Below are 18,376 nucleotides of genomic sequence, written 5' to 3'. Positions count from 1 at the left end.
CCCGTCAGTTGTGTCCGTGCCCGGGGGTGCCGTGGTCGGTCCCGCCGGTCGGTGCGGGTCCGCTCGGAGTGGGGACGTCTCCGGTCGGGGCGGCGCCGGCGACCACTGTGAACTCGGCGGTGTGCACCCTCCCGCCGTGTTGGAAGTCGAGGTAGAGCCGGTAGCTGCCGGCCGAGGGCACCTCGGCGAGGAAGGTGACGGCCGGACCGGGCCGGGTGCGGCCATCGCCGGGCGTCCCGTCCGGGTGCACGTGCAGGTACGCCAGATCACCCCGACGTAGTGCCACCAGGTGCCCGTACGCGCCCAGGTAGGGCTCCAGGTCGGTGACCGGCTGCCCGTCCCGGCTGACGGTCAGGGTCAGCGACGACGTGCGGCCGGGCTGCGGCGCACCGGTCAGGGTGACCGTGTAGCCGTCGACGGTGGTGCTGGTCGCCGGGGCGGGCAACGGCCGTTCGGTCAACTCGCCGGGGACGGTCACGTCCACGCCGAGGGTCAGCGACTCACCCCCGGTCGGGGTGAAGTCGGCGAACGCCCGCCACTGCCCGGGGCCGGCCAGCGGGGTGTCGACACGCCAGGTGCCGTCCGGGGCAAGCTCGGGGTGGACGTGACGGAAGCCGGAGAGGTCCCGACGGGCGACGATCAGGTGCATCTGCTTGTCGTGCGCCACGTCGTACCGGGTGACCGGGCGGCCGTCCGGGCCGGCGATCCGGAAGGCGAACTCGCCGGCCGGGGCGGCGACCGGTTGGAGGGTGTAGCCCCGGTCGGAGACGAGCAGGCCGCCGGGGAGCCGATCGGCCGCCTCGTCGTGCTCGCCCGTCGCATGGGCGGCGTCGCCGTCGTGCCGGCCCTCGATCACCGGGGCGCTGTCGACCACCCGGCCGACCCCGTACGTCGCGCCGAAGATCGCCGCCAGGCCGACGGCGAACCCGGCCAGTCTCGTCACGGTGCGCATGCCCGCCCTCCGATCACGCGTCGACGAGGTCGTAGCCGGCCTCGTCGACGGCAGCCCGGACAACTGCCGGGTCGAGGGGCTGATCGCTGCTGACGGTGACCCAGCCGGCCGCGAGGTCGACCTGGACGTCGCGCACGCCCGGGATGGCGCCGACCTCGGCACTCACCGCGCTGACGCAGTGGCCGCAGGTCATGCCCTGGACCTGGTACGTGGTGTTGACCATTGGACCGTCTCCTTCGTGGTACCGGTACCCGGTGGGGGTATCTCAACAGAACCGACCGTACCATACCCCCTGGGGGTACGCTATCCTGGTGGACATGACCGCACCCACCCCGATCCGCGGATACACCGCCAGCAAGGACCAGCTGCTCGCGCGGCTCCGCCGCGTCGAGGGGCAGGTCAGGGGCATCGAGAAGATGGTCGACGACGACCGCTACTGCATCGACGTGCTCACCCAGATCTCCGCCATCCAGGCCGCCCTCGACAAGGTGGCCCTCGGGCTGCTCGACGGGCACGCCCGGCACTGCATGCACGAGGGCGCCGCCGAGGGTCGGGCCGACGAGATGGCCACCGAGATGATGGCGGCGGTCGGCCGGCTCATGAAGCGCGGCTGACCGCCCGAGGTCCGACGCGCGGGCGGTTCGGCCGCCCGACACTCCGCCACGACCTGCAGGCCCCGGGAGGGCTGGCTAGCATCTCCCACGATGGCCCTCCGAATGCCGCTGCACAGTCGGGCACCCGCGCCGCCACGTCGTGGCGGCGCCCCCGGCCGACCGGGCCGAGCACTGACCGTCCGTGATCAAGCGGTCGTCAGGCAGCGATCCGCCCCGCCGTCCGCCGCGTTTCCACCGCAACGGTGAACCGCCAGGCCCGCTGACCCGTATCCCGCACCGGATCGTTGGGAGTCTCGCTTTGGGTTCCGACCACACTCACACTGCTCCGTCCGCCCCACCAAGGGTGCGACGGATCCTCGTCGTGACTGTGGTACCCCTCTTCGTCGCCACCGTGCTGGCAGCAGCGCTGCTCTGGCCGCGCGGCGGGTCACCGCAGACCGATGGTGGCGCGGACGTGCCGCGCTACCCCGGCACCGTCACCCGGGTGGTGAGCGAGCCGTGCCCGCCGGCGCCGTCGGTTCCCGAGGGCACACCGAGGGTCGGCGACGGGCGGTGCGGCACCGTCGACGTGCGGGTGGACGACGGGCCGACCGCCGGCCAGCAGGTACGGACACCGGTGCCCGACGGGCCCGGCGCACCCCGGGTCGAGGTCGGCGACGAGGTCATCCTGGTCGAGCTGGCTGACCCGACCGATCCCACCACCAGCAACTGGAACATCGCCGAGCACCAACGCGGCACCCCGATGGTGTGGCTGGCGGTGATCTTCGCGGCCGCGATCGTCGCGTTCGGTCGGTGGCGAGGTCTGGCAGCGCTCGCCGGACTGGCCGCCAGCTTCGCCATCCTGCTCACCTTCGTGCTGCCGGGCATCAGCGCCGGCGGGTCACCGCTGCTGGTGGCGGTGGTCGGCGCGGCCCTGATCATGTTCGTGGTGCTCTATCTGACCCACGGGGTCACCGCACAGACCTCGGTCGCGGTGCTCGGCACCCTGGGCAGCCTGGTGCTGACCGGCGTGCTCGCCACCATCGCCACGGCCGCGACCCACCTCACCGGCTTCGGCAGCGAGGACGCCACCACCCTGTCAATGTTCCAGGGCGACGTGGACCTGCACGGCCTGCTGCTCGCCGGGATCATCATCGGATCGCTCGGGGTGCTCGACGACGTGACGGTCACCCAGGCGGCCACCGTCACCGAACTGGCGAACGCCAACCCCGGGCTGACCCGGTTGCAGCTGTACCGTGCCGCCACCCGGGTCGGCCGCGCGCACATCGCCTCCACTGTCAACACCATCGTGCTGGCGTACGCAGGCGCGTCACTGCCCCTGCTGCTCCTGCTCACCGCCGACTCGCGACCGATCGGGCAGATCCTCACCAGTGAGTTCCTCGCGCAGGAGATCGTCCGCAGCGCGGTCGCCACCCTCGGTCTGATCGCCGCCGTGCCGCTGACCACCGGGCTGGCCGCGGTGGTGACCGCCGCCGGGCGTACCGCTGCCACGGCGTCCACCGACGCTTCCGCGCCCCGGCCCCAGCCGGACCGCAGCGAGGCACTGGCCGCACTCAGCTCACCGCGAACGGCCGGCTCCGACGAGCCGGCCCGGACGCGGACCGCACCCCCATCCGAGGCCACCGACCGGTGGCCGGAGTCGAACAGGAGCACGGATACGGCATGGTGACACTCCTCAGCGTGACCAGATCGGGCATCCACCCTGAGAACCGCGTCACTGGTCACTCAACGCTATGGCGAAATGACGCTTTTGGTCGGCATCCAGGCGTAGCTCACCCGGTCGACTCTCGGGTAACCTCGCTGCCGGTTACCGATGAAGGCGCGAAGCGGCGCCTGCGGTGCCACCGCCCAATCGCCAACCGGCGAGCCGGGGACCCAGGTGCCTGGGGTGAGTCCGCGTCAGCGGTAGGGGCCACTTCCGCCCCGAACCCGTCAGCTAACCCGGTCGGCGGTCGACGGAAGGGAACATTGTGACGGCACCCCTACACCGCTGGTTGAGTCCCGTGGTGGCCGTGATCGCCGCACTGACCGTGCTCGCCGGGCCGCTCCCTGCGCACGCCGCCCCGACGAACCCCACACCCTCCGGGCACGAGGAGGACGGCGAGCCCAAGCTGCTCAACGACGTCATCGAGCAGGCCAACCGCGACTACTCCGCCGCAAAGTCCAAGCTGGACAAATCCAAGAAGCGGCAGGGCGAGTTGGCCGCAGAGGTCAACCGGGCCAAGGCCGACCTGGACGCGTTGGCCCCGCAGGTCGGGCAGATCGCCGCCCAGGCGTACCGGACCGGCCGGATCGGTGCGGTCGCGATGCTGCTGGAGAGCGATGCGCCCGACTCGTTCGTCCAGCGCGCCGGGATGCTCGACGAGATAAACATGGTCAACGAGAAGAAGCTCTCCGAGGTCAACGAGGTGAAGGCCCGCGCCGAGCAGGCCAAGCTGGCCCTCGACACCGAGGTCCGCGAGCAGCAGAAGCAGACCGCCCTGATGGCGAAGCGCAAGAGCGAGGCTGACAAGGCGCTCTCCCTCGTCGGCGGCAAGGGTTTCACCGGCGGCCTGGTGGATGCCACCTCCAAGGTCGCGAAGATCGGCCCGGGTCGCACGGCCGACGGTGACTGGAAGCCCCAGTCGTGCAGCGAGAACGACCCCACCACGTCCGGTTGCGTCACGCCGCGCACGCTGCACGCGTACAAGGAGGTCAAGGCGGCCGGCTTCAACCGGTTCGTCGGCTGCTACCGCCCCGGCGGGCCGTGGGAGCACCCGAAGGGCCGCGCCTGCGACTGGTCGCTACAAAAGAGCGGGTTCTCCCCGTGGCACAACAACGACACCCGGACGTACGGCAACAACGTCGCCGCGTTCCTCATCCGTAACGCCGACCGGCTGGGCATCTACTACGTGATCTGGAACCGGCAGATCTGGTTCCCGGCCACCGGCTGGAGTTCGTACAGCGGGCCGTCGAACCACACCGACCACGTCCACATGTCGCTGCTCTGACCCGCACGATCCCGGTCGAGGGCCGTTCCGCGTGACGCGGAGCGGCCCTCGTCGCGTCAGACGGTGGCAGGCGCGGCCGGGTCGGTCGACTCGGGTGATCCGGCCGGGGTCTCCAACGTCGCGAGGCCGGCCGGTACGACGGCCACCGGGCGCACCGCTCCGGCGGCCAGCCGGTAGGACATTCCCACCACCGCGCACCGTCCCCGCGCCACCTCGCCGGCGAGCACGGGCGACTGCCCGAGCAACGTCTCGACGGTCTGGGCGATGTGGATGTCGACGATGCCGTCGATGTCGTCCACGCCCTCGGACGTGGCCCGGCGCAGGCTGGGCAGAACGGCGTCGACCACCGCGCCCAGATGGCCACTCGGCGCGGTACCGGTCGCGGCGGACTCCCGGGCGGCCTGCACCGCACCGCACGAGTCGTGGCCGAGCACCACCACCAGCGGGACGCCGAGGACGGTCACCGCGTACTCGACGCTGCCGAGCACCTCGGGGCCGGCGGTGTGCCCGGCGGTGCGAACCACGAACAGGTCGCCCAGCCCCCGGTCGAAGATGATCTCGGCGGCCAGCCGCGAGTCGGAGCAGCCGACGATCACCGCGAACGGGTGTTGCCCGTCGGCCACGGCGGCCCGGTGCCCGGCATCCTGGTTGGGGTGGCGTGGGGCGCCATCGACGAAGCGCCGGTTGCCGGCAACCAACTCGGCGTACGCCCGGGTCGGCTCGCTGGGCGCGGTGGCCCGGTCGGTGGTCCGCTGCGGACCCGGCTGACCGCCGGAGCTCCCGGTATGACTCATCCCGCACCTCGTCTCGACGCATCTGACCTGGTCAAACCGGCTTTCCGCCGGCCGGGCGGCAGGCGCTGGCTCGTGCTCCACCGTCACACGCACCGTAAGATGCGTCAAGGTATGCGTGATTTAGATTTCATACGTTGACTCCGGCCACCCCCTGGGCAACCTTCCCGGGGCAGGGCGGACCAGACTCTCGCGAGGGCAGGCGGACATCCGGAAAGGCGGTCGCACGATGGCGAGCACGGTGACGGACGACACCGGCGGCGGGCGGAACTGGACGTTCCTCACCAATCACGGGCACGTCCTGCTGGCCATCGCCCGCGACCCGACCGCCCGGCTACGCGACGTCGCCGCCGAGGTCGGAGTGACCGAACGAGCCGCGCAGGCGATCGTCGCCGACCTGGAGGCGGGCGGTTACCTGCACCGCACCCGGGTCGGACGACGCAACGAATACACCCTCAACCCGGCCGGCCGGTTCCGGCACCCCGCCGAGGCCGACCGGCAGGTCGGCGACCTGCTCGCGCTGTTCGCCGACGTTCCCACCGCGAAGGCAGAGCCCCAGGCCTGACCCCGGTCACCGGGGGCCGCTGACCGACGGTCGCGGCGGTAACCTTTGCGGGTGCGCGAATGCCCGCCGTTGAGCGCGACCCCGTCCCGCCGTGCCCTTCACGGTGTCCTCAGTGGAACGCTGGCGGTCCTGCTCGGCGCCGGCCTGGTGGCACCCTCCCCCGCGACCGCCGCGCCGCCCCTCTGCGGTCCCACCGGCACCGACAGCCTGACCCAGATGCCGTGGGCGCTCCGCCGGCTGGAGCCGGCCTCGGCGTGGCCGCTGTCCCGGGGCGCCGGGATCACGGTGGCCGTGATCGATTCCGGAGTCTCCGCCGCCCACCCGCTCCTCAAGGGGCAGGTGCTCGAGGGTCGCGACTTCAACGGGCTGCCGGCCCGGCAGGGCCAGTGCGACGAGGCCGGGCACGGCACGCTGATCGCCGGCATCATCGCGGGCCGGGAGGGCGCTGTCGTCCCCTTCAGCGGCATCGCCCCGGCCGCCCGCATCCTGCCGATCCGGGTTCTGCCGCAGCTCGGCGCGGTCAACAACCCGCAACTCCCCGCGCAGATCGCCGCAGCCATCGACTGGGCGGTCGCGCAGGGCGCCGATGTGATCAACCTGTCCCTGACCACGATTCCCCGCCCCGAACTGACGGAAGCCGTCGAGCGCGCGCTGGCCAAAGGGGTGGTGCTGGTCGCCGCCGCTGGCAACCGGTCGGAAGATTCGCAGAACCTGCCGGGTTACCCGGCCGCGTACCCCGGGGTGATCGCGGTCGGCGGGGTGGACGAGCAGGGCGGCCACGTCGGCACCTCGATCAGCGGCGACTACGTCGACATCGCCGCGCCCGGGATGAACATCGTCGGGCCGGCGCCCGGAAACAGCGGCTACCGCACCGTGCCGGAGGGCGGCACCAGCTACGCCGCCGCGTACGTGTCGGGAGTAGCCGCGCTGGTCCGGGCCGCCTACCCCGGTCTCGACCCGCAGCAGGTCGCGGATCGGCTGAAACGCACCGCGGACAACCCACCCGAGGGCCAGAACGCCGACATCGGGCACGGGATGGTCAACCCGTACCGGGCGGTGTCGAGCCTGCTCGGCACCCGGGCGAACCCGCCGGCCGGCGCGCTCCCGGCGCCCGCCGTGCGGGACGACCCGCTGAGCTGGCAGCGCCCCATCGCGATCTGGGCGGCGGTCATCGGCGGGCTACTCGCCGGGCTGCTGCTGGTCGCGCGACCGATCATGGCCCTTGGCCGCCGACGCGACTGGCGCCCCGGCCGACGCACCGACGCACCAACTGCCGGCTGAGCGGGGCGCACCGCGGCCCGACGCCTACGCCCGCCAACGTCAGACACAGAGCGGCTCCGGGCCGGGCGAACCGGACCGGAGCCGCTCGTGCGAATGCCTCAGCTCCACACCTTGGAGTTGCTCATCTCCGTGGTGAGGTAGTTTTCGCGGGCGATGCCCACGGCACCGCCGATCTCGTTCAGGATCCGGTTGATGTCCCGGACCGCCGCGTCCCACTTCGCCTGGTGCTGCTCGTAGGCAACCCGGTCCTCGCCGTCCCAGTGCAGCTTGGTCAGCATCGACCGCAGCGTGTCAAGCTTTTCCTCGAGGGTCTTCGAGATGGCCTGCATCTGCTGGTTGCTGCTCTCGAGGACCGCATAGTCAACTTTGATCGTCACGTTTTCCTCCTCTGCCGGCTACGGATCACGGGTTGAGAGCAGAGTGGAACTTGTCCAGCATCTGCTGCTGCTCTTCGTCGTTGACCTGGTGCGTCGTACCCGACTTGTCGAGCAGGTCAGCGATGCTGTCCATCGCCGTCAGCAGTTTGACGGTGTCCTCGTTCCAGCGCGTCATCAGCGACTGGAAGCCCGTGGACGCCTGACCCTTCCACGCGATGGCCAGGTCGTCGACCACGTTCCACAGCTTCTTCAGCTCGCCGTCGACCTCGCTGCGCGTGGACCGCACGTCACTCGCGGCGGTATGCAGAGTCGCAGCTTCGACCTCGAACGCCATGCTTCACACCCTTCCGTCTGTTGTGGTGGCGGCTTCGCCGCATCCTCCCCCGCGGCAAGGCAGCAACACCCCACCGACGGACACTCCTGTGAAGACCGTACTGGAACGTGTCCAGCCCTCGCAGCCCTGACCGGTCACGTTCGATGGATGGTGGTGAATCGGGCCGGATCGGCCCACCACCCCCTACCGAACGACCGACAGCGCTCAGGTTGGCTCGGACCAGGCGGTCTGAATCAGCTGCTGGCCATCGCGGCGGCGAACCAGGGTGCCCCGGCCGGGCGGTTGCGGGCTCGGCCGCAGCGTGCCGAAGACCGCCCCCTCCTCCCGGTTTCCGGACATCAGCAGGCCTGGCGAGTCCAACTCGCGAAGCCGTTGCAGCACCGGCTCGTAGAGCGCCCTGGACACACCACCGACGCGGCGCGTGACGATCAGGTGCAGACCGATGTCGCGGGCCTGCGGCAACAGCTCGTGCAGGGCGCTCAGCGGGTTGCTGCCGCCCGAGGCCACCAGGTCGTAGTCGTCCACCAGGATGTACAGGTCCGGACCCTTCCACCAGCTCCGATCACGCAGCTGGGCGGTGGTCACGTCCGGGCCGGGCAGACGGTTGGACAGCGCGCTGCGGATCGACGCGAGCCCCTGAGCGAACGCCTGGTTCGACGGGGCGTAGTCGAGCAGGTGGTCACCCTCTACCGCGCCCAGCAGGCCACGCCGGTAGTCAGCGATCACCAGCCGGGCCTGCGCCGGCGTGTACCGCTCGGTGATCCCCCGGGCGATCAGGCGCAGCAGGTTGGTCTTGCCGCACTCCGCGTCGCCGAAGACCGTCAGGTGCGGCTCGTTGGCCAGATCCAGGTAGACCGGCGCGAGTGCCGACTCGTTGACACCGACCGGAAGACCGGGTGCCGAGCGGTCGATGATCCGGGCCAGCTCCGCCACCGGCAGCCGGCGCGGCAGCAACCGCACCTTCGGCGCCGGGCGACCCGGCCAGTTCGCCGCCACGTGCCCGGCCAGGGACAGCGAGGCCTCACTCAGATCGTCGATGTCACGGCGGCCGTCGATCCGCGAGATGGCGGTGAGGAAGTGCAGCTTGTCCCGGGTCAGGCCACGACCGGGCGACTTCTCCGGCACGTTGTTCGCCGCCCGACGATCGATCTCTGACTCCGACGCGTCACCGAGACGCAGCTCCAACTTGGTGCCGAGCAGATCCCGCATGTTGATCCGGATCTCCGCCCACCGGACGGCGGTGAGCACCACGTGCACACCGAAGCCGAGGCCCCGGTTGGCCAACGTGGTGATCGTCTGCTCCAGCTCCTCGTACTCCTGACGCAGGGTGTTCCACCCGTCCACCACCAGGAACACGTCGCCGAACGGATCATCGGCGAACTCGCCGGCGGCACGGCGACGGCGGTAACTCGCCACCGAGTCGATGCCATGCTGGGCGAAACGAGCCTCCCGCTCGTCCAGCACGGCCACCACCTCGGCCACCGTCCGACGGACCGCCTCAACGTCGCGCCGACCCGCCACCCCCGCCACGTGCGGCAACCGCTCCATACTGCGCAGCGCGCCCCCGCCGAAGTCCAGACAGAAAAACTGCACCTCCCGCGGCGTGTGCGTCAGCGCCAGCGAGGCCAGCAGCGTACGCAGCATCGTGCTCTTGCCACTCATCGACCGACCGACGATGACCACGTTGCCGCCCGCGCCGGCCAGCTCGACCATCATCGGGTCCCGACGCTGCTCGTAGGGCCGGTCCACCACACCGACCGGCACTGTCAGTCGCCCACGCCCAGGCCAGGAGGCGGTGCACAGCCCGTAGGTCGGGTCGACCGCCAGCGGGCCGAGCAGCTCACCCAGACCCGGCGGATCGGCAAGCGGCGGCAGCCACACCTGGTGCGCCGGCCGGCCCCGACCCTTGAGCTGGTCGATCAGCACGTCGAGCATCGCCACGGCCTTGCCGTCGGCCGGCTGCTCCGGCTCCGGGGCGGTGGCCACCGGCGCCTGCGGGACCTGCACCGGAACGAAGTCGAGGCCGTACGGCACGATCCGCCGCTGCACCAGCGCCTGCGAGGCGGAGGCCTGCTGCCCCGGCGCCCGGTACGCCCCCGACACGTACGCGGCCCGGAACCGCAGCATGGTGCTGGTGTCCGTCTTCAGGTAGCCGTGGCCCGGCGCGTTCGGCAGCTCGTACGCGTCCGGTACGCCGAGCACGATCCGGCTCTCCACAGCGGAGAACGTCCGCAGACCGATCCGGTACGACAGGTGCGTGTCGAGGCCCCGCAGCTTGCCCTCTTCGAGGCGCTGGCTGGCCAGCAGCAGGTGCACGCCGAGGGACCGACCCAACCGGCCGATCATCACGAACAGGTCGATGAAGTCCGGTTTGGCGGCGAGCAGTTCGCTGAACTCGTCACAGATGATCAACAAGCTGGGCATCGGCGCCAGCGGCTCACCGGCCGAGCGCGCCTTCTCGTACTCGAACCGGGAGACGTAGTTGCCGGCCGCCCGCAACAGCTCCTGCCGGCGCACCATCTCGCCGGCGAGCGCGTCGCGCATCCGGTCGACCAACGGCAGCTCGTCGGCCAGGTTGGTGATCACCGCGCTGGTGTGCGGCAGCGCCTCCAGCGAGGCGAAGGTCGCGCCGCCCTTGAAGTCGACAAGGACGAAGTTCAGTTCCTCCGACGAGTGGGTCACCGCCAACGCGGCCACCACCGTACGCAGCAGCTCGCTCTTGCCGGAGCCGGTCGCACCGATCACCAGACCGTGCGGGCCCATGCCCTCGTGCGCCGACTCCTTGAAGTCGAGCTCGACCACGTTGCCGTCCGGGCCGACGCCGAGCGGGATGCGCAGCCGGTCGCGGTGCCCACGCGGGCGCCAGGTGTTCTGCACGTCCACCGCCGCGGCGTCACCGACGCCGAGCAGGTCCGGCAGCTCCGTGCTGCGGGCCAGCGGCTCGTCGCCGCCGGTCTGCTGCTGGGAGAGCCGGAAGGGGGCGATCTGTCGGGCCAGCCCCTCGGCGGCCTCGGCGCTGAGCCGGTCGGGCCGACCCAGCGTCGACGACGAACTGCCCCGGACCAGGTCGAGTGAGCTTCCGTCATTCACGTCGAGGCAGAGCAGCCAGCGGCCGGCGTCGCGCGGCACCGTCCCGGAGAGGTCGATCACTGTGGCGCCGAGCAGCCCCGGGCCGATCAGCTGACAGGTCGGCGAGATCTCTCCGCCGTCGATCACCACGACCAGGTGCGGGGCGGTGGTCAGCGGTTTGGCCTCCGGCGCGAACCGGGGCCGCCCGCCCAGCTCGGCGGCGAGCGCGGCCTCGGCCTCGGCCAGGCTGGCGAAGACCAACCGGCGCGCGCCGGCCGCGTCCGTACGACCGCTGTGGTGGGCGTGTGGCAGCCACTTCACCCAGCCCCAGGACGACTGCCGGTCGGGTGCGGCGACCACCGCGATCACCAGGTCGTCCGGTGCGTGGAAGGTGGCCAGCTGCCCCAGCGCCGCCCGGGTCAGGTCGAGCACCGGCTCGCGGTCGCCGCGCAGCACCACCCGGCTGAACGCGCGCACCGACAGCGCCGTCGGCAGGTCGGGCACAGTGGAGTGTGCCCGGACGAACCGGCGAAGCGCGATGGCGCTCATCGGCTCCAGGTCCTCCACCGGCTTCGTCTCCGGTGGGACGATCTCCACGGCGAGCCGCTGCGGGCCGAGGGCGATCCGGGTCTCGCCGAAGTCGTCCTCGGTGATCCGTCGCTCCCAGAGCCGCCGGGACGCGGCGATCGACCAGAGCGCGTCGGGCTCCGGGTGCCGCCAGGCCATCGCGGCCCGCTGCTGCTCGGCGGCACGCCGGGTGCGCTTGCGCATCTGCGCCAGGTAGCGCATGTAGTCGCGGCGATCGGCGTTCAGCTCGGCCTTGTCCTTGCCGCCGCTGTTCGCCAGCGAGCCGATCGCCATGCCGAGCATCGAGACACCGAACAGACCACCGGCGACGTAGGTCATCATGCCGCCGCCCTTGCCGGCGTAGAGGAACGCCATCGCACCGACCCCGCAGAACATCGGCAGGATCATGAGCAGCTGCCCCATCCCGCGGGGCGTCGGCTCGGGCAGCTCGGGAGGCGACTCCAGCAGCACCTCGCCGCGCGGTAAGGCCGGCCCCGGCTGACGCGGGAGCCGGCGGAACACCACAGTGCTCACGGCTGTCTCCTCCCCAGAAGCGGCCCTGATGACGTGCGGCCCGCGGAACACCGCCCGCGGGTGGGCATCGTACGTGCCGTCATCGTAGGTAATCTGCCGTGTGCGCGGTGGACCCGGACCGCAGCATTCCAGCCAGCCGATCACAGACGCACACCTGGAGGCCACTGTGGCGACGAAGACGGCGACCGGTGGTCTCAGCCGGATCACCATCGTGGCTCCGCGTACCCGGATGGATCTGGCGCTGCCGTCGGACGTGCCGTTGGCCGATCTGCTCCCCACCCTGCTGCGCTACGCCGGTGAGGACATGGCCGACGAGGGTGCGCGGCACGGCGGCTGGGCACTGTCCCGGTTGGGCGGTGCGCCCCTCGACGGTGGTCGTACCGCCGCGCAGCTCAGCGTCCGGGACGGTGAGGTGCTGTACTTCAACCCCCGGTCCGATGCCGCGCCGGAGATCGTCTTCGACGACGTGGTGGACGCGGTCGCCACCGCGACCAACCAGCGCCCCGGCGCCTGGCAGGTCGGCGCGACCCGCTCCTTTGCTGTGGTCTTCGCGGCGGCGGCACTCGGCGCCGGCGCGCTGGCCGCTCTCTTCGCCGGTCCGCCGCACCTGCCCGGCGCGCTGGCCGCGCTGCTGGTCGCGGTGGCGCTGCTGGTGGGCGCGGCGGTGCTGTCCAGGGCCGCCGGTGACAGCGGCATCGGCTCGGTGCTGGCCCTGGTCGGCCTGGTGCACGCCGCCATCGGCGGCCTGCTGCTGCTCGCCGGCAATCGATCGCTGACCGACCTGGCCAGTCCACATGTCCTGCTCGCGGCGACCGCCGCGGTGGTGGCCGGCGCGGTGGCCGTGCTGGCGGTCGGCGACCGGTACCCCCTGTTCTTCGCCGCGATCGGGGTCGCGGCCGCGACCGGCCTGGGCGCGGTGCTCTGCCTGGTCCTCAGCCTCGACGCGGCGGCCTCCGCCGCGGTGGTCGCGGCGGTCGCGTTCGGCGTGGTGCCGGCGCTGCCGATGATGGCCTACCGGCTGGCCCGGCTGCCGGTGCCGTCGATTCCGACCGGCCCGGAGGACCTGAAGACCGACAGCGAGTCGGTGGACGGCCGGCAGGTGCTCCAGCAGAGTGAGCGCGCCGACCAGTTCCTGACCGGTCTGCTGTGGACGGTCTCGCTGCTGGTGCTGGGCGCACAACTCGTGCTGGCCCTGGACAGCCGCCTGCCCGCGGTCCTGCTGTGCCTGGTGCTGGCCCTGCTGGCGCTGCTGCGGGCCCGCCCCCTCCTGGGCCGGGCCCAGCGCACCCCGGTGCTGCTGGCCGGCACCGTGGGCCTGGGCCTGGCCGCCGCGACCACCTTCGCCGGTGGGTCGCTGCCGGTCCGGCTCGGCCTGATCCTGGGCGGTCTGGTGCTCGCCGCGGTGATCAGCCTGATCTACGGTCTGACCGTCGCCGGTAAGCGCATCTCGCCGGTCTGGGGCCGCCTGCTCGACATCGCCGAGATCCTGCTCATCATCTCGTTGGTGCCGCTCGCCTTCTGGGTCTGCGGCCTCTACGGCTGGATCGTCAACCTCCGACCCTGACCGCGTGCCGTCGCCGCACCGGTCAGCGCGACCGCGGACCGGTGGCGACGCCCAGCGCCGAGGCGACCGGAGCGGTGGCGTAGACGCCCGGAGCATGCTGACCGTCCATCGGCCGGGTCGACGCGCCCACCCGGCCGGCGACCTCACGAACCACCTTGACCAGAGCCTCGACGTGGTTGTCCATCGCCGCGACCCGCAGCAGCGGCGCCGCCACCCGACCGTCCGACGAGACGGTCACGGCCACCGTGTGCGACGGCGCCGAGGTCGCGGTGATCGCGTCCACGAGCGGACCGAGCGGCGCGTCGAAGCGGCCCCGCAGAGCCATGCAGCGGTGCGTCCAGCCGCCGCCGCGCAGCCCACGCCAACTCTCCGCCGGCGCCTCGGGCACCAGGTCCAGACCGGCGGCCGAGACGATGGCCGCACGTAGCTCCTCCCGGCCCAGCGGGCGATGAGCCAGGCCCGCCGACGTCAGCGCCTTGCCGAGCCGGCCGATCCCGGCCGCCACCGTCCGGTGTACGCCGGTCAGCCCGCCGCCGCGGCTCACCGCCTCGACCCGGGCGTCCCGGACGGTGAGCCGCAGCGCCACCCACACGGTCCGGTGGGCCGCCGGCGGCGCACCGGGTGCCGGGTACCAGACCAACGTGTGCGCGACGACCTGGGCCCGGGAGACCGGGGCGCTGAAGTCCGCGAGCACCTGCAGCGCGCGGTCCACCGCGGCGGCGTCGACGGAGCCGACCGCCGCACCGGTCGCGGACTGCAGGGCGACGGCGGCGAACCAGCCCTGGTCGTCACGCCCGATGCCGAGCCGGGTGCCTCGGTCGGTCAGCTCGATGACGCTCAGCTCAGGGGCGAGCGCAGCCAACCTCGGGTCGGTCGCCGTACCACTGGCCAGCGCGGCCGACGCCCGCTCACCGCGTCGCCGCAACCGTCGGCGCAGCAGCAGGTCCTCGAACCACCAGCGGCCACCCCGACGGGCGAAGGCCGCCAGGACGACCAGCAGCGCCGCGGCGCCCGCCGCAGCGAGCACCCAGGTGGGTCCGGCCGTGGCGGCCCAGACGCCGACCACGCACAACTCCAGTACGACGAGCTGCCCGACCAGCACGGGGCCGACCCGCCCGCGGCCGGGCCGCTCGGCCGGGGGCACCGGCCGGGTCGGAACGTCGACAGGGTCCGTGACCGCTCGGGCGGGTGGCGCCTGAACCTGCGTCATCGCTGACTGTCCCTCCTGCACGGTACGACTCTGCGCCGGGTCTCCTCCGGTGCCGGCCACGAGCGGTGGTCCCAAGGAACCACCGTCGGCCCCTTATCGTAGGGAAGCCCGCGACGGCACCCCGACCCTGATCGTCGCGGATCCACCCCGCCGGAGGTAAGTCATGCGGACCCGCCGCGATCAGGTGCAGGCGTACCGCTTCGTCACCCGCCGCATCGTCTCCGCCTTGCTGTCTGGCGATCCGGAGACCACCAACCTGCCGATGCGGCGGCTCGGCATGGCCGTCTTCGGCAGTGTCCTCACCGCGGCCATCGTGCTCGGCGGGGTGGGTGCCTACGGCCAGTTGACCGGCGGCGCGGCGCCGCTGGACGACCAGACCCTGGTCATCGAACGGGAGACCGGCGCGACGTACGTGTTCATCGAGGGCAAGCTGCACCCGACGCTCAACTACACCTCGGCGCGCCTCATCGTGAACGACGCGAGTGCCCAGGTGCGGACGATGTCCCAGGCGTCGCTGCGGGACCGGCCCCGCGGCGTCACCGTCGGCATCGTCGGGGCACCGGACGCCCTGCCGGACCGCAAGTCGCTGACCGGGCTGCCCTGGTCGGTCTGCGACGTGCCCGACCCGGTCGACCGGCAGCGGTCCAGCACCCGACTGGTGATCGACCGGGCGCTGCCCGGCGGCACGCCGCTGGGTGACCGGGCGGTGCTGGTCTCGGTGAACGACCAGCGGTACCTGGTCACCAACAACACCCGGCTCCAGCTACTCGACCCGTCCCGCACGATCACGGCGCTGCGGATGGCCGGCACCGAGCGACTCCAGGTCGGGCAGCAACTGCTCAACGCCGTGCCGGCCGGGCCACCGCTGCGCCGACCGTCGCTGCCCGGTGAGGGCGAGGCCAGCAGTCGCAAGGTGGCCGGGCAGTTGCACGACGTCGGTTCCGTGTTCAAGGCCGCCGGGCGGCACTACGTGCTGACCCGGGACGCTCTCGTCTCGATCAGTGAGATCACCGCTCTGCTGCTCGTCAGCAACGGCGGTCGGATCACCGACATCACGCCGAACCAGGCCAGCGAGGCGTTCGAGGAGCGGCGGATCGAGGAGGAGGGGGTGCCCCCGACGATGCCCGCCCTCTACCCGGCCCAGCCCGGTCAGACCACGCTGTGCGCGACGTACCGCAAGGACAGCTCGGGCGGCCCGCCGACCACCACCCTGGAGGTCTTCGACCGGGTGCCGACCGAGTTGACCGACAGCGATCCGGGCCTGGTGCCGGTGCGCCAGACCAGGCGCGACGCCGTACGCACCGCTGAGGCGGTGCTGCTGCCCGGCGGTAAGGGTGTCATCGCGCAGGCTTCGCCCGGCGCCGGGACCAGCGGGACCGGCGCCGCCGGGTCGACGATCTACCTGATCAGCCCGCAGGGCATCCGGTATCCGCTCGGCTCGGCGGCGACACTGGACGTGCTCGGCTACGGCGGGATCACCCCGCTGGCGGTGCCCGGCTCCCTGCTCGCGCTGATCCCGACCGGGCCGACCCTGGACCGCGAGGACGCCTTCGCCGTCTTCGCTCCCGACGGGCCGGCACCGTCCGCACCACCGTCGGCCGCGCCGAGGTCGGGCTCACCATCCGCGGCGCCGCCCTCGGGCACGCCGTCCGCGGCGCCGCCGTCGGGGTCGTCGTCCGCCGCGCCACCGTCGGGGTCCACACCCTCGGGTCCGGCCGGTGGCACCCCGTCGAGCGGCGGGACCGGCGGGGGGTCCACGGAATCGACCGGCGCCGACGGCTGAGCAGCTTCGGCGGGTCGCCCGGAGTCGCACTGGTGGACTAACCTGGATGTCGCTGACGGTTGTCAACCAGAACGACGGGGATGTTGCCATGGCCGGGCGTACGGAAGTCGACCTGTTGTCCCTTGAGGACTTCCACGAGCACCTGGCGTCGCGGTTGAGCCAGGCCGAGTCGGTGCTGCGCAAGCTCAACACCGAGATGCAGTGCCGTCCTCCGGCGCTGGGCTCGTTCTTCGACGCCACCGACAAGGCGCGTCGCTACAGCGAGGTGCACCAGTCCTATGTCGACCAGGCCGAACGGATCCGGCAGGCGGTGCTGGCGGCGCAGCAGGCGACCAGCACGATCCTGAGCAACTACCGCACAGCCGAGGCGCGTAACGCGGCCAACGCCGACGATGTCACCGCCGCGCTGAACCCGGTCGACCGGGCGTTTCAGCCGAAGGAGGACCGGCGTGTCTGAATACACCCAGCGCTACCAGGGCAACAGCCACCAGCAGCTGTACGACGGCCTGATGGCGGGCAAGCCGGAGCAGATCGAGGGCGTGGCCACCCAGTGGGCCGAGCTCAAGGGCGTCCTCGACGGCCTCGGCCGGGATCTGAGCGGCGACCTCGACAAGCTCGCCAACACGTGGACGGGTTCGGCGGGTCGGGAGTTCCATCGGCGACTCAGCCTGATCGTCGCCCACACCGACGCGTTGGGCGAAGGGATGGCCGGCATCAAGCAGGGGTTGACCATGATGGCCGACCATCTGCGCGCCGCCCACAAGCAGGCCGAGAGCCCGGAGGAGACCGACGACAACGACAAGGCGATCGGCGGCGCGATCAAGGGTGGCGCGGCCTTCGGCCTGACCGGTCTGATCGTCGGGGGCATCGCAGGTCACCAGCAGGACAAGGCTGAGCAGGAGAAGGCCCACCAGCGGATGGTGAACCTGGTGGCCGGCCTGGCCAACAGTTACGAGATCTCCGCCTACGACCGGGTGGTCGAACCGCCCCCGCCCGACCCGGATACTCCGAGCACCGCCCGCAAGGATCCGACGACGCCACAGAGTGTCTCGGCAATCGCCAGGGTGTCCGGCGGCCCCAACACCGGCGCTGGCACCGGGCACACTGGCGACGCGACCATCTCGTCGCCCGACCGGGTTGCCCAACTGCCGGGCGACGGTTCGACGCCGGGCGAGGTCGGCTCGGGCACCGGTGGCAGCCCGGCTGTCGGCGCCGCTCCGATCGGCGTTGGCAGCGACCTCGCCGACCGCGGCACCTCCCTCGCCGGAGCCGACCCACTGGTCGGCGGCGCGCTGCTCGGCGGGGGTGCCGCCGGGCTGGTCGGGCTGTCCGGGCCGGCCGGCGCGCCCGCTGCGGCGAGCACTGGTCCCGGCCTGCTCTATGGAGCACAGGGCGGGTCACCGGCCGGCGGGGTGTTGCGCAGCGGCGCGCTCGCGGGCTCGGGCAACGCGGCCCCCGCCTCGGCTCGACCGACCGGTGGTGGTGCGGCCCCGGCGGAGACCCGCGCCGCCAACGGGGTCGGGCGCAGCATCGACGGCCAGCGCGGTGGGAGCGGCGGACGCCCGGCCATGACCGGCGGCAACGCCCGACCGGGCTCCGGCGGCGGCCGTCCTGGTGTGCTCGGCGGGCAGGGTCGAGCGCAGGACGACGACTCCGACGAGCGGCTGACCTGGTTGACCGAGGACGAGATGGTGTGGCAGGGCGACGAGAAGGCGGCGCCCCGGGTGCTCGGCACCGGCGACTGA

General features: G+C 72.1%; 16 protein-coding genes and 1 riboswitch. Of the genes, 9 read left to right on the top strand and 7 right to left on the bottom strand.

From position 1 onward, the window contains the following. Nucleotides 1-4 precede the first annotated feature (4 nt). Both MED15_RS11330 and MED15_RS11325 read right to left on the bottom strand, forming a co-directional pair. A complete protein-coding gene (locus MED15_RS11330) occupies nt 5-952 on the bottom strand; it encodes a hypothetical protein (protein WP_112603587.1) in 948 nt (315 codons plus the stop codon). 13 nt (nt 953-965) lie between these two features. Then, nucleotides 966-1,175 (bottom strand): heavy-metal-associated domain-containing protein, encoded by a 210-nt coding sequence (locus MED15_RS11325; RefSeq protein WP_112735549.1) that lies wholly within the window; start codon nt 1,173-1,175, stop codon nt 966-968. Nucleotides 1,176-1,269: 94 nt separating this feature from the next. Between MED15_RS11325 and MED15_RS11320 the strand changes: the two genes are divergently transcribed. The 3 genes from MED15_RS11320 (at nt 1,270) to MED15_RS11310 (ending at nt 4,556) form a co-directional block, all read left to right on the top strand. Further along, a complete protein-coding gene (locus tag MED15_RS11320; RefSeq protein ID WP_030329541.1) occupies nt 1,270-1,566 on the top strand; it encodes a metal-sensitive transcriptional regulator in 297 nt (98 codons plus the stop codon). Between the two features lie 298 nt (nt 1,567-1,864). Continuing rightward, nucleotides 1,865-3,235, top strand: a complete 1,371-nt coding sequence (locus MED15_RS11315) for a YibE/F family protein (RefSeq protein WP_112735547.1) — start codon at nt 1,865-1,867, stop codon at nt 3,233-3,235. A gap of 166 nt (nt 3,236-3,401) precedes the next feature. After that, nucleotides 3,402-3,532, top strand: a riboswitch (cyclic di-AMP (ydaO/yuaA leader). 4 nt (nt 3,533-3,536) lie between these two features. Next, the gene (locus MED15_RS11310) at nt 3,537-4,556 is read left to right on the top strand and encodes a coiled-coil domain-containing protein (RefSeq protein ID WP_112603581.1); all 1,020 of its coding nucleotides are present in this window, start codon (nt 3,537-3,539) and stop codon (nt 4,554-4,556) included. Nucleotides 4,557-4,612: 56 nt separating this feature from the next. Here the strand turns inward: MED15_RS11310 and MED15_RS11305 are convergent, their stop codons facing one another. Continuing rightward, on the bottom strand, nt 4,613-5,350 hold the full coding sequence (locus MED15_RS11305; RefSeq protein WP_112581788.1) for a carbonic anhydrase: 738 nt from the start codon (nt 5,348-5,350) through the stop codon (nt 4,613-4,615). Between the two features lie 226 nt (nt 5,351-5,576). Here MED15_RS11305 and MED15_RS11300 point away from each other — a divergent pair, with 226 nt between their 5' ends. Together MED15_RS11300 and mycP are read left to right on the top strand one after the other, a co-directional pair. Beyond that, nucleotides 5,577-5,912 carry a helix-turn-helix transcriptional regulator gene (locus MED15_RS11300; protein ID WP_112581789.1) on the top strand — a complete coding sequence of 112 codons (336 nt, stop codon included), beginning with the start codon at nt 5,577-5,579 and terminating at the stop codon, nt 5,910-5,912. 51 nt (nt 5,913-5,963) lie between these two features. Then, nucleotides 5,964-7,193 (top strand): type VII secretion-associated serine protease mycosin, encoded by a 1,230-nt coding sequence (gene mycP, locus MED15_RS11295; protein WP_244220433.1) that lies wholly within the window; start codon nt 5,964-5,966, stop codon nt 7,191-7,193. Nucleotides 7,194-7,291: 98 nt separating this feature from the next. Here mycP and MED15_RS11290 read toward each other — a convergent pair whose 3' ends face one another. The 3 genes from MED15_RS11290 to eccCa form a co-directional block, all read right to left on the bottom strand. Beyond that, entirely contained in the window at nt 7,292-7,570 is a 279-nt protein-coding gene (locus tag MED15_RS11290; RefSeq protein WP_030329555.1) for a WXG100 family type VII secretion target, read from the bottom strand. A gap of 25 nt (nt 7,571-7,595) precedes the next feature. Then, complete coding sequence (locus tag MED15_RS11285) at nt 7,596-7,904, bottom strand: WXG100 family type VII secretion target (RefSeq protein WP_030329557.1); 309 nt, start codon at nt 7,902-7,904, stop codon at nt 7,596-7,598. 204 nt (nt 7,905-8,108) lie between these two features. Further along, the gene (gene eccCa / locus MED15_RS11280) at nt 8,109-12,074 is read right to left on the bottom strand and encodes a type VII secretion protein EccCa (RefSeq protein WP_112735545.1); all 3,966 of its coding nucleotides are present in this window, start codon (nt 12,072-12,074) and stop codon (nt 8,109-8,111) included. Nucleotides 12,075-12,240: 166 nt separating this feature from the next. On the opposite strand from eccCa, the gene eccD reads away from it, so the two are divergent. Continuing rightward, nucleotides 12,241-13,638, top strand: coding sequence for a type VII secretion integral membrane protein EccD (gene eccD, locus MED15_RS11275; RefSeq protein ID WP_112735543.1), 1,398 nt, complete (start codon nt 12,241-12,243; stop codon nt 13,636-13,638). A gap of 22 nt (nt 13,639-13,660) precedes the next feature. Here eccD and MED15_RS11270 read toward each other — a convergent pair whose 3' ends face one another. Continuing rightward, the gene (locus MED15_RS11270) at nt 13,661-14,848 is read right to left on the bottom strand and encodes a type VII secretion protein EccE (protein ID WP_112581792.1); all 1,188 of its coding nucleotides are present in this window, start codon (nt 14,846-14,848) and stop codon (nt 13,661-13,663) included. A 163-nt stretch (nt 14,849-15,011) separates the two neighbouring features. Between MED15_RS11270 and eccB the strand changes: the two genes are divergently transcribed. Genes eccB through MED15_RS11255 form a run of 3 tightly spaced genes read left to right on the top strand, consistent with a single transcriptional unit; the run spans nt 15,012 to nt 18,376 of the window. After that, entirely contained in the window at nt 15,012-16,631 is a 1,620-nt protein-coding gene (gene eccB, locus MED15_RS11265) for a type VII secretion protein EccB (protein ID WP_112603575.1), read from the top strand. A gap of 46 nt (nt 16,632-16,677) precedes the next feature. Next, nucleotides 16,678-17,088: a hypothetical protein gene (locus MED15_RS11260; protein WP_244220432.1), complete on the top strand. Its 411-nt coding sequence runs from the start codon at nt 16,678-16,680 to the stop codon at nt 17,086-17,088. Continuing rightward, nucleotides 17,081-18,376 carry a WXG100 family type VII secretion target gene (locus tag MED15_RS11255; protein ID WP_112735541.1) on the top strand — a complete coding sequence of 432 codons (1,296 nt, stop codon included), beginning with the start codon at nt 17,081-17,083 and terminating at the stop codon, nt 18,374-18,376. Before MED15_RS11260 ends, MED15_RS11255 begins: the two co-directional genes overlap by 8 nt.

Origin of the sequence: Micromonospora noduli (assembly GCF_003264475.1) — a bacterium.
Taxonomy (GTDB): Bacteria; Actinomycetota; Actinomycetes; order Mycobacteriales; family Micromonosporaceae; genus Micromonospora; species Micromonospora noduli.
The sequence above is the reverse complement of the archived record's forward strand: the minus strand, read 5'-3'. Positions and strand labels throughout refer to the sequence as shown.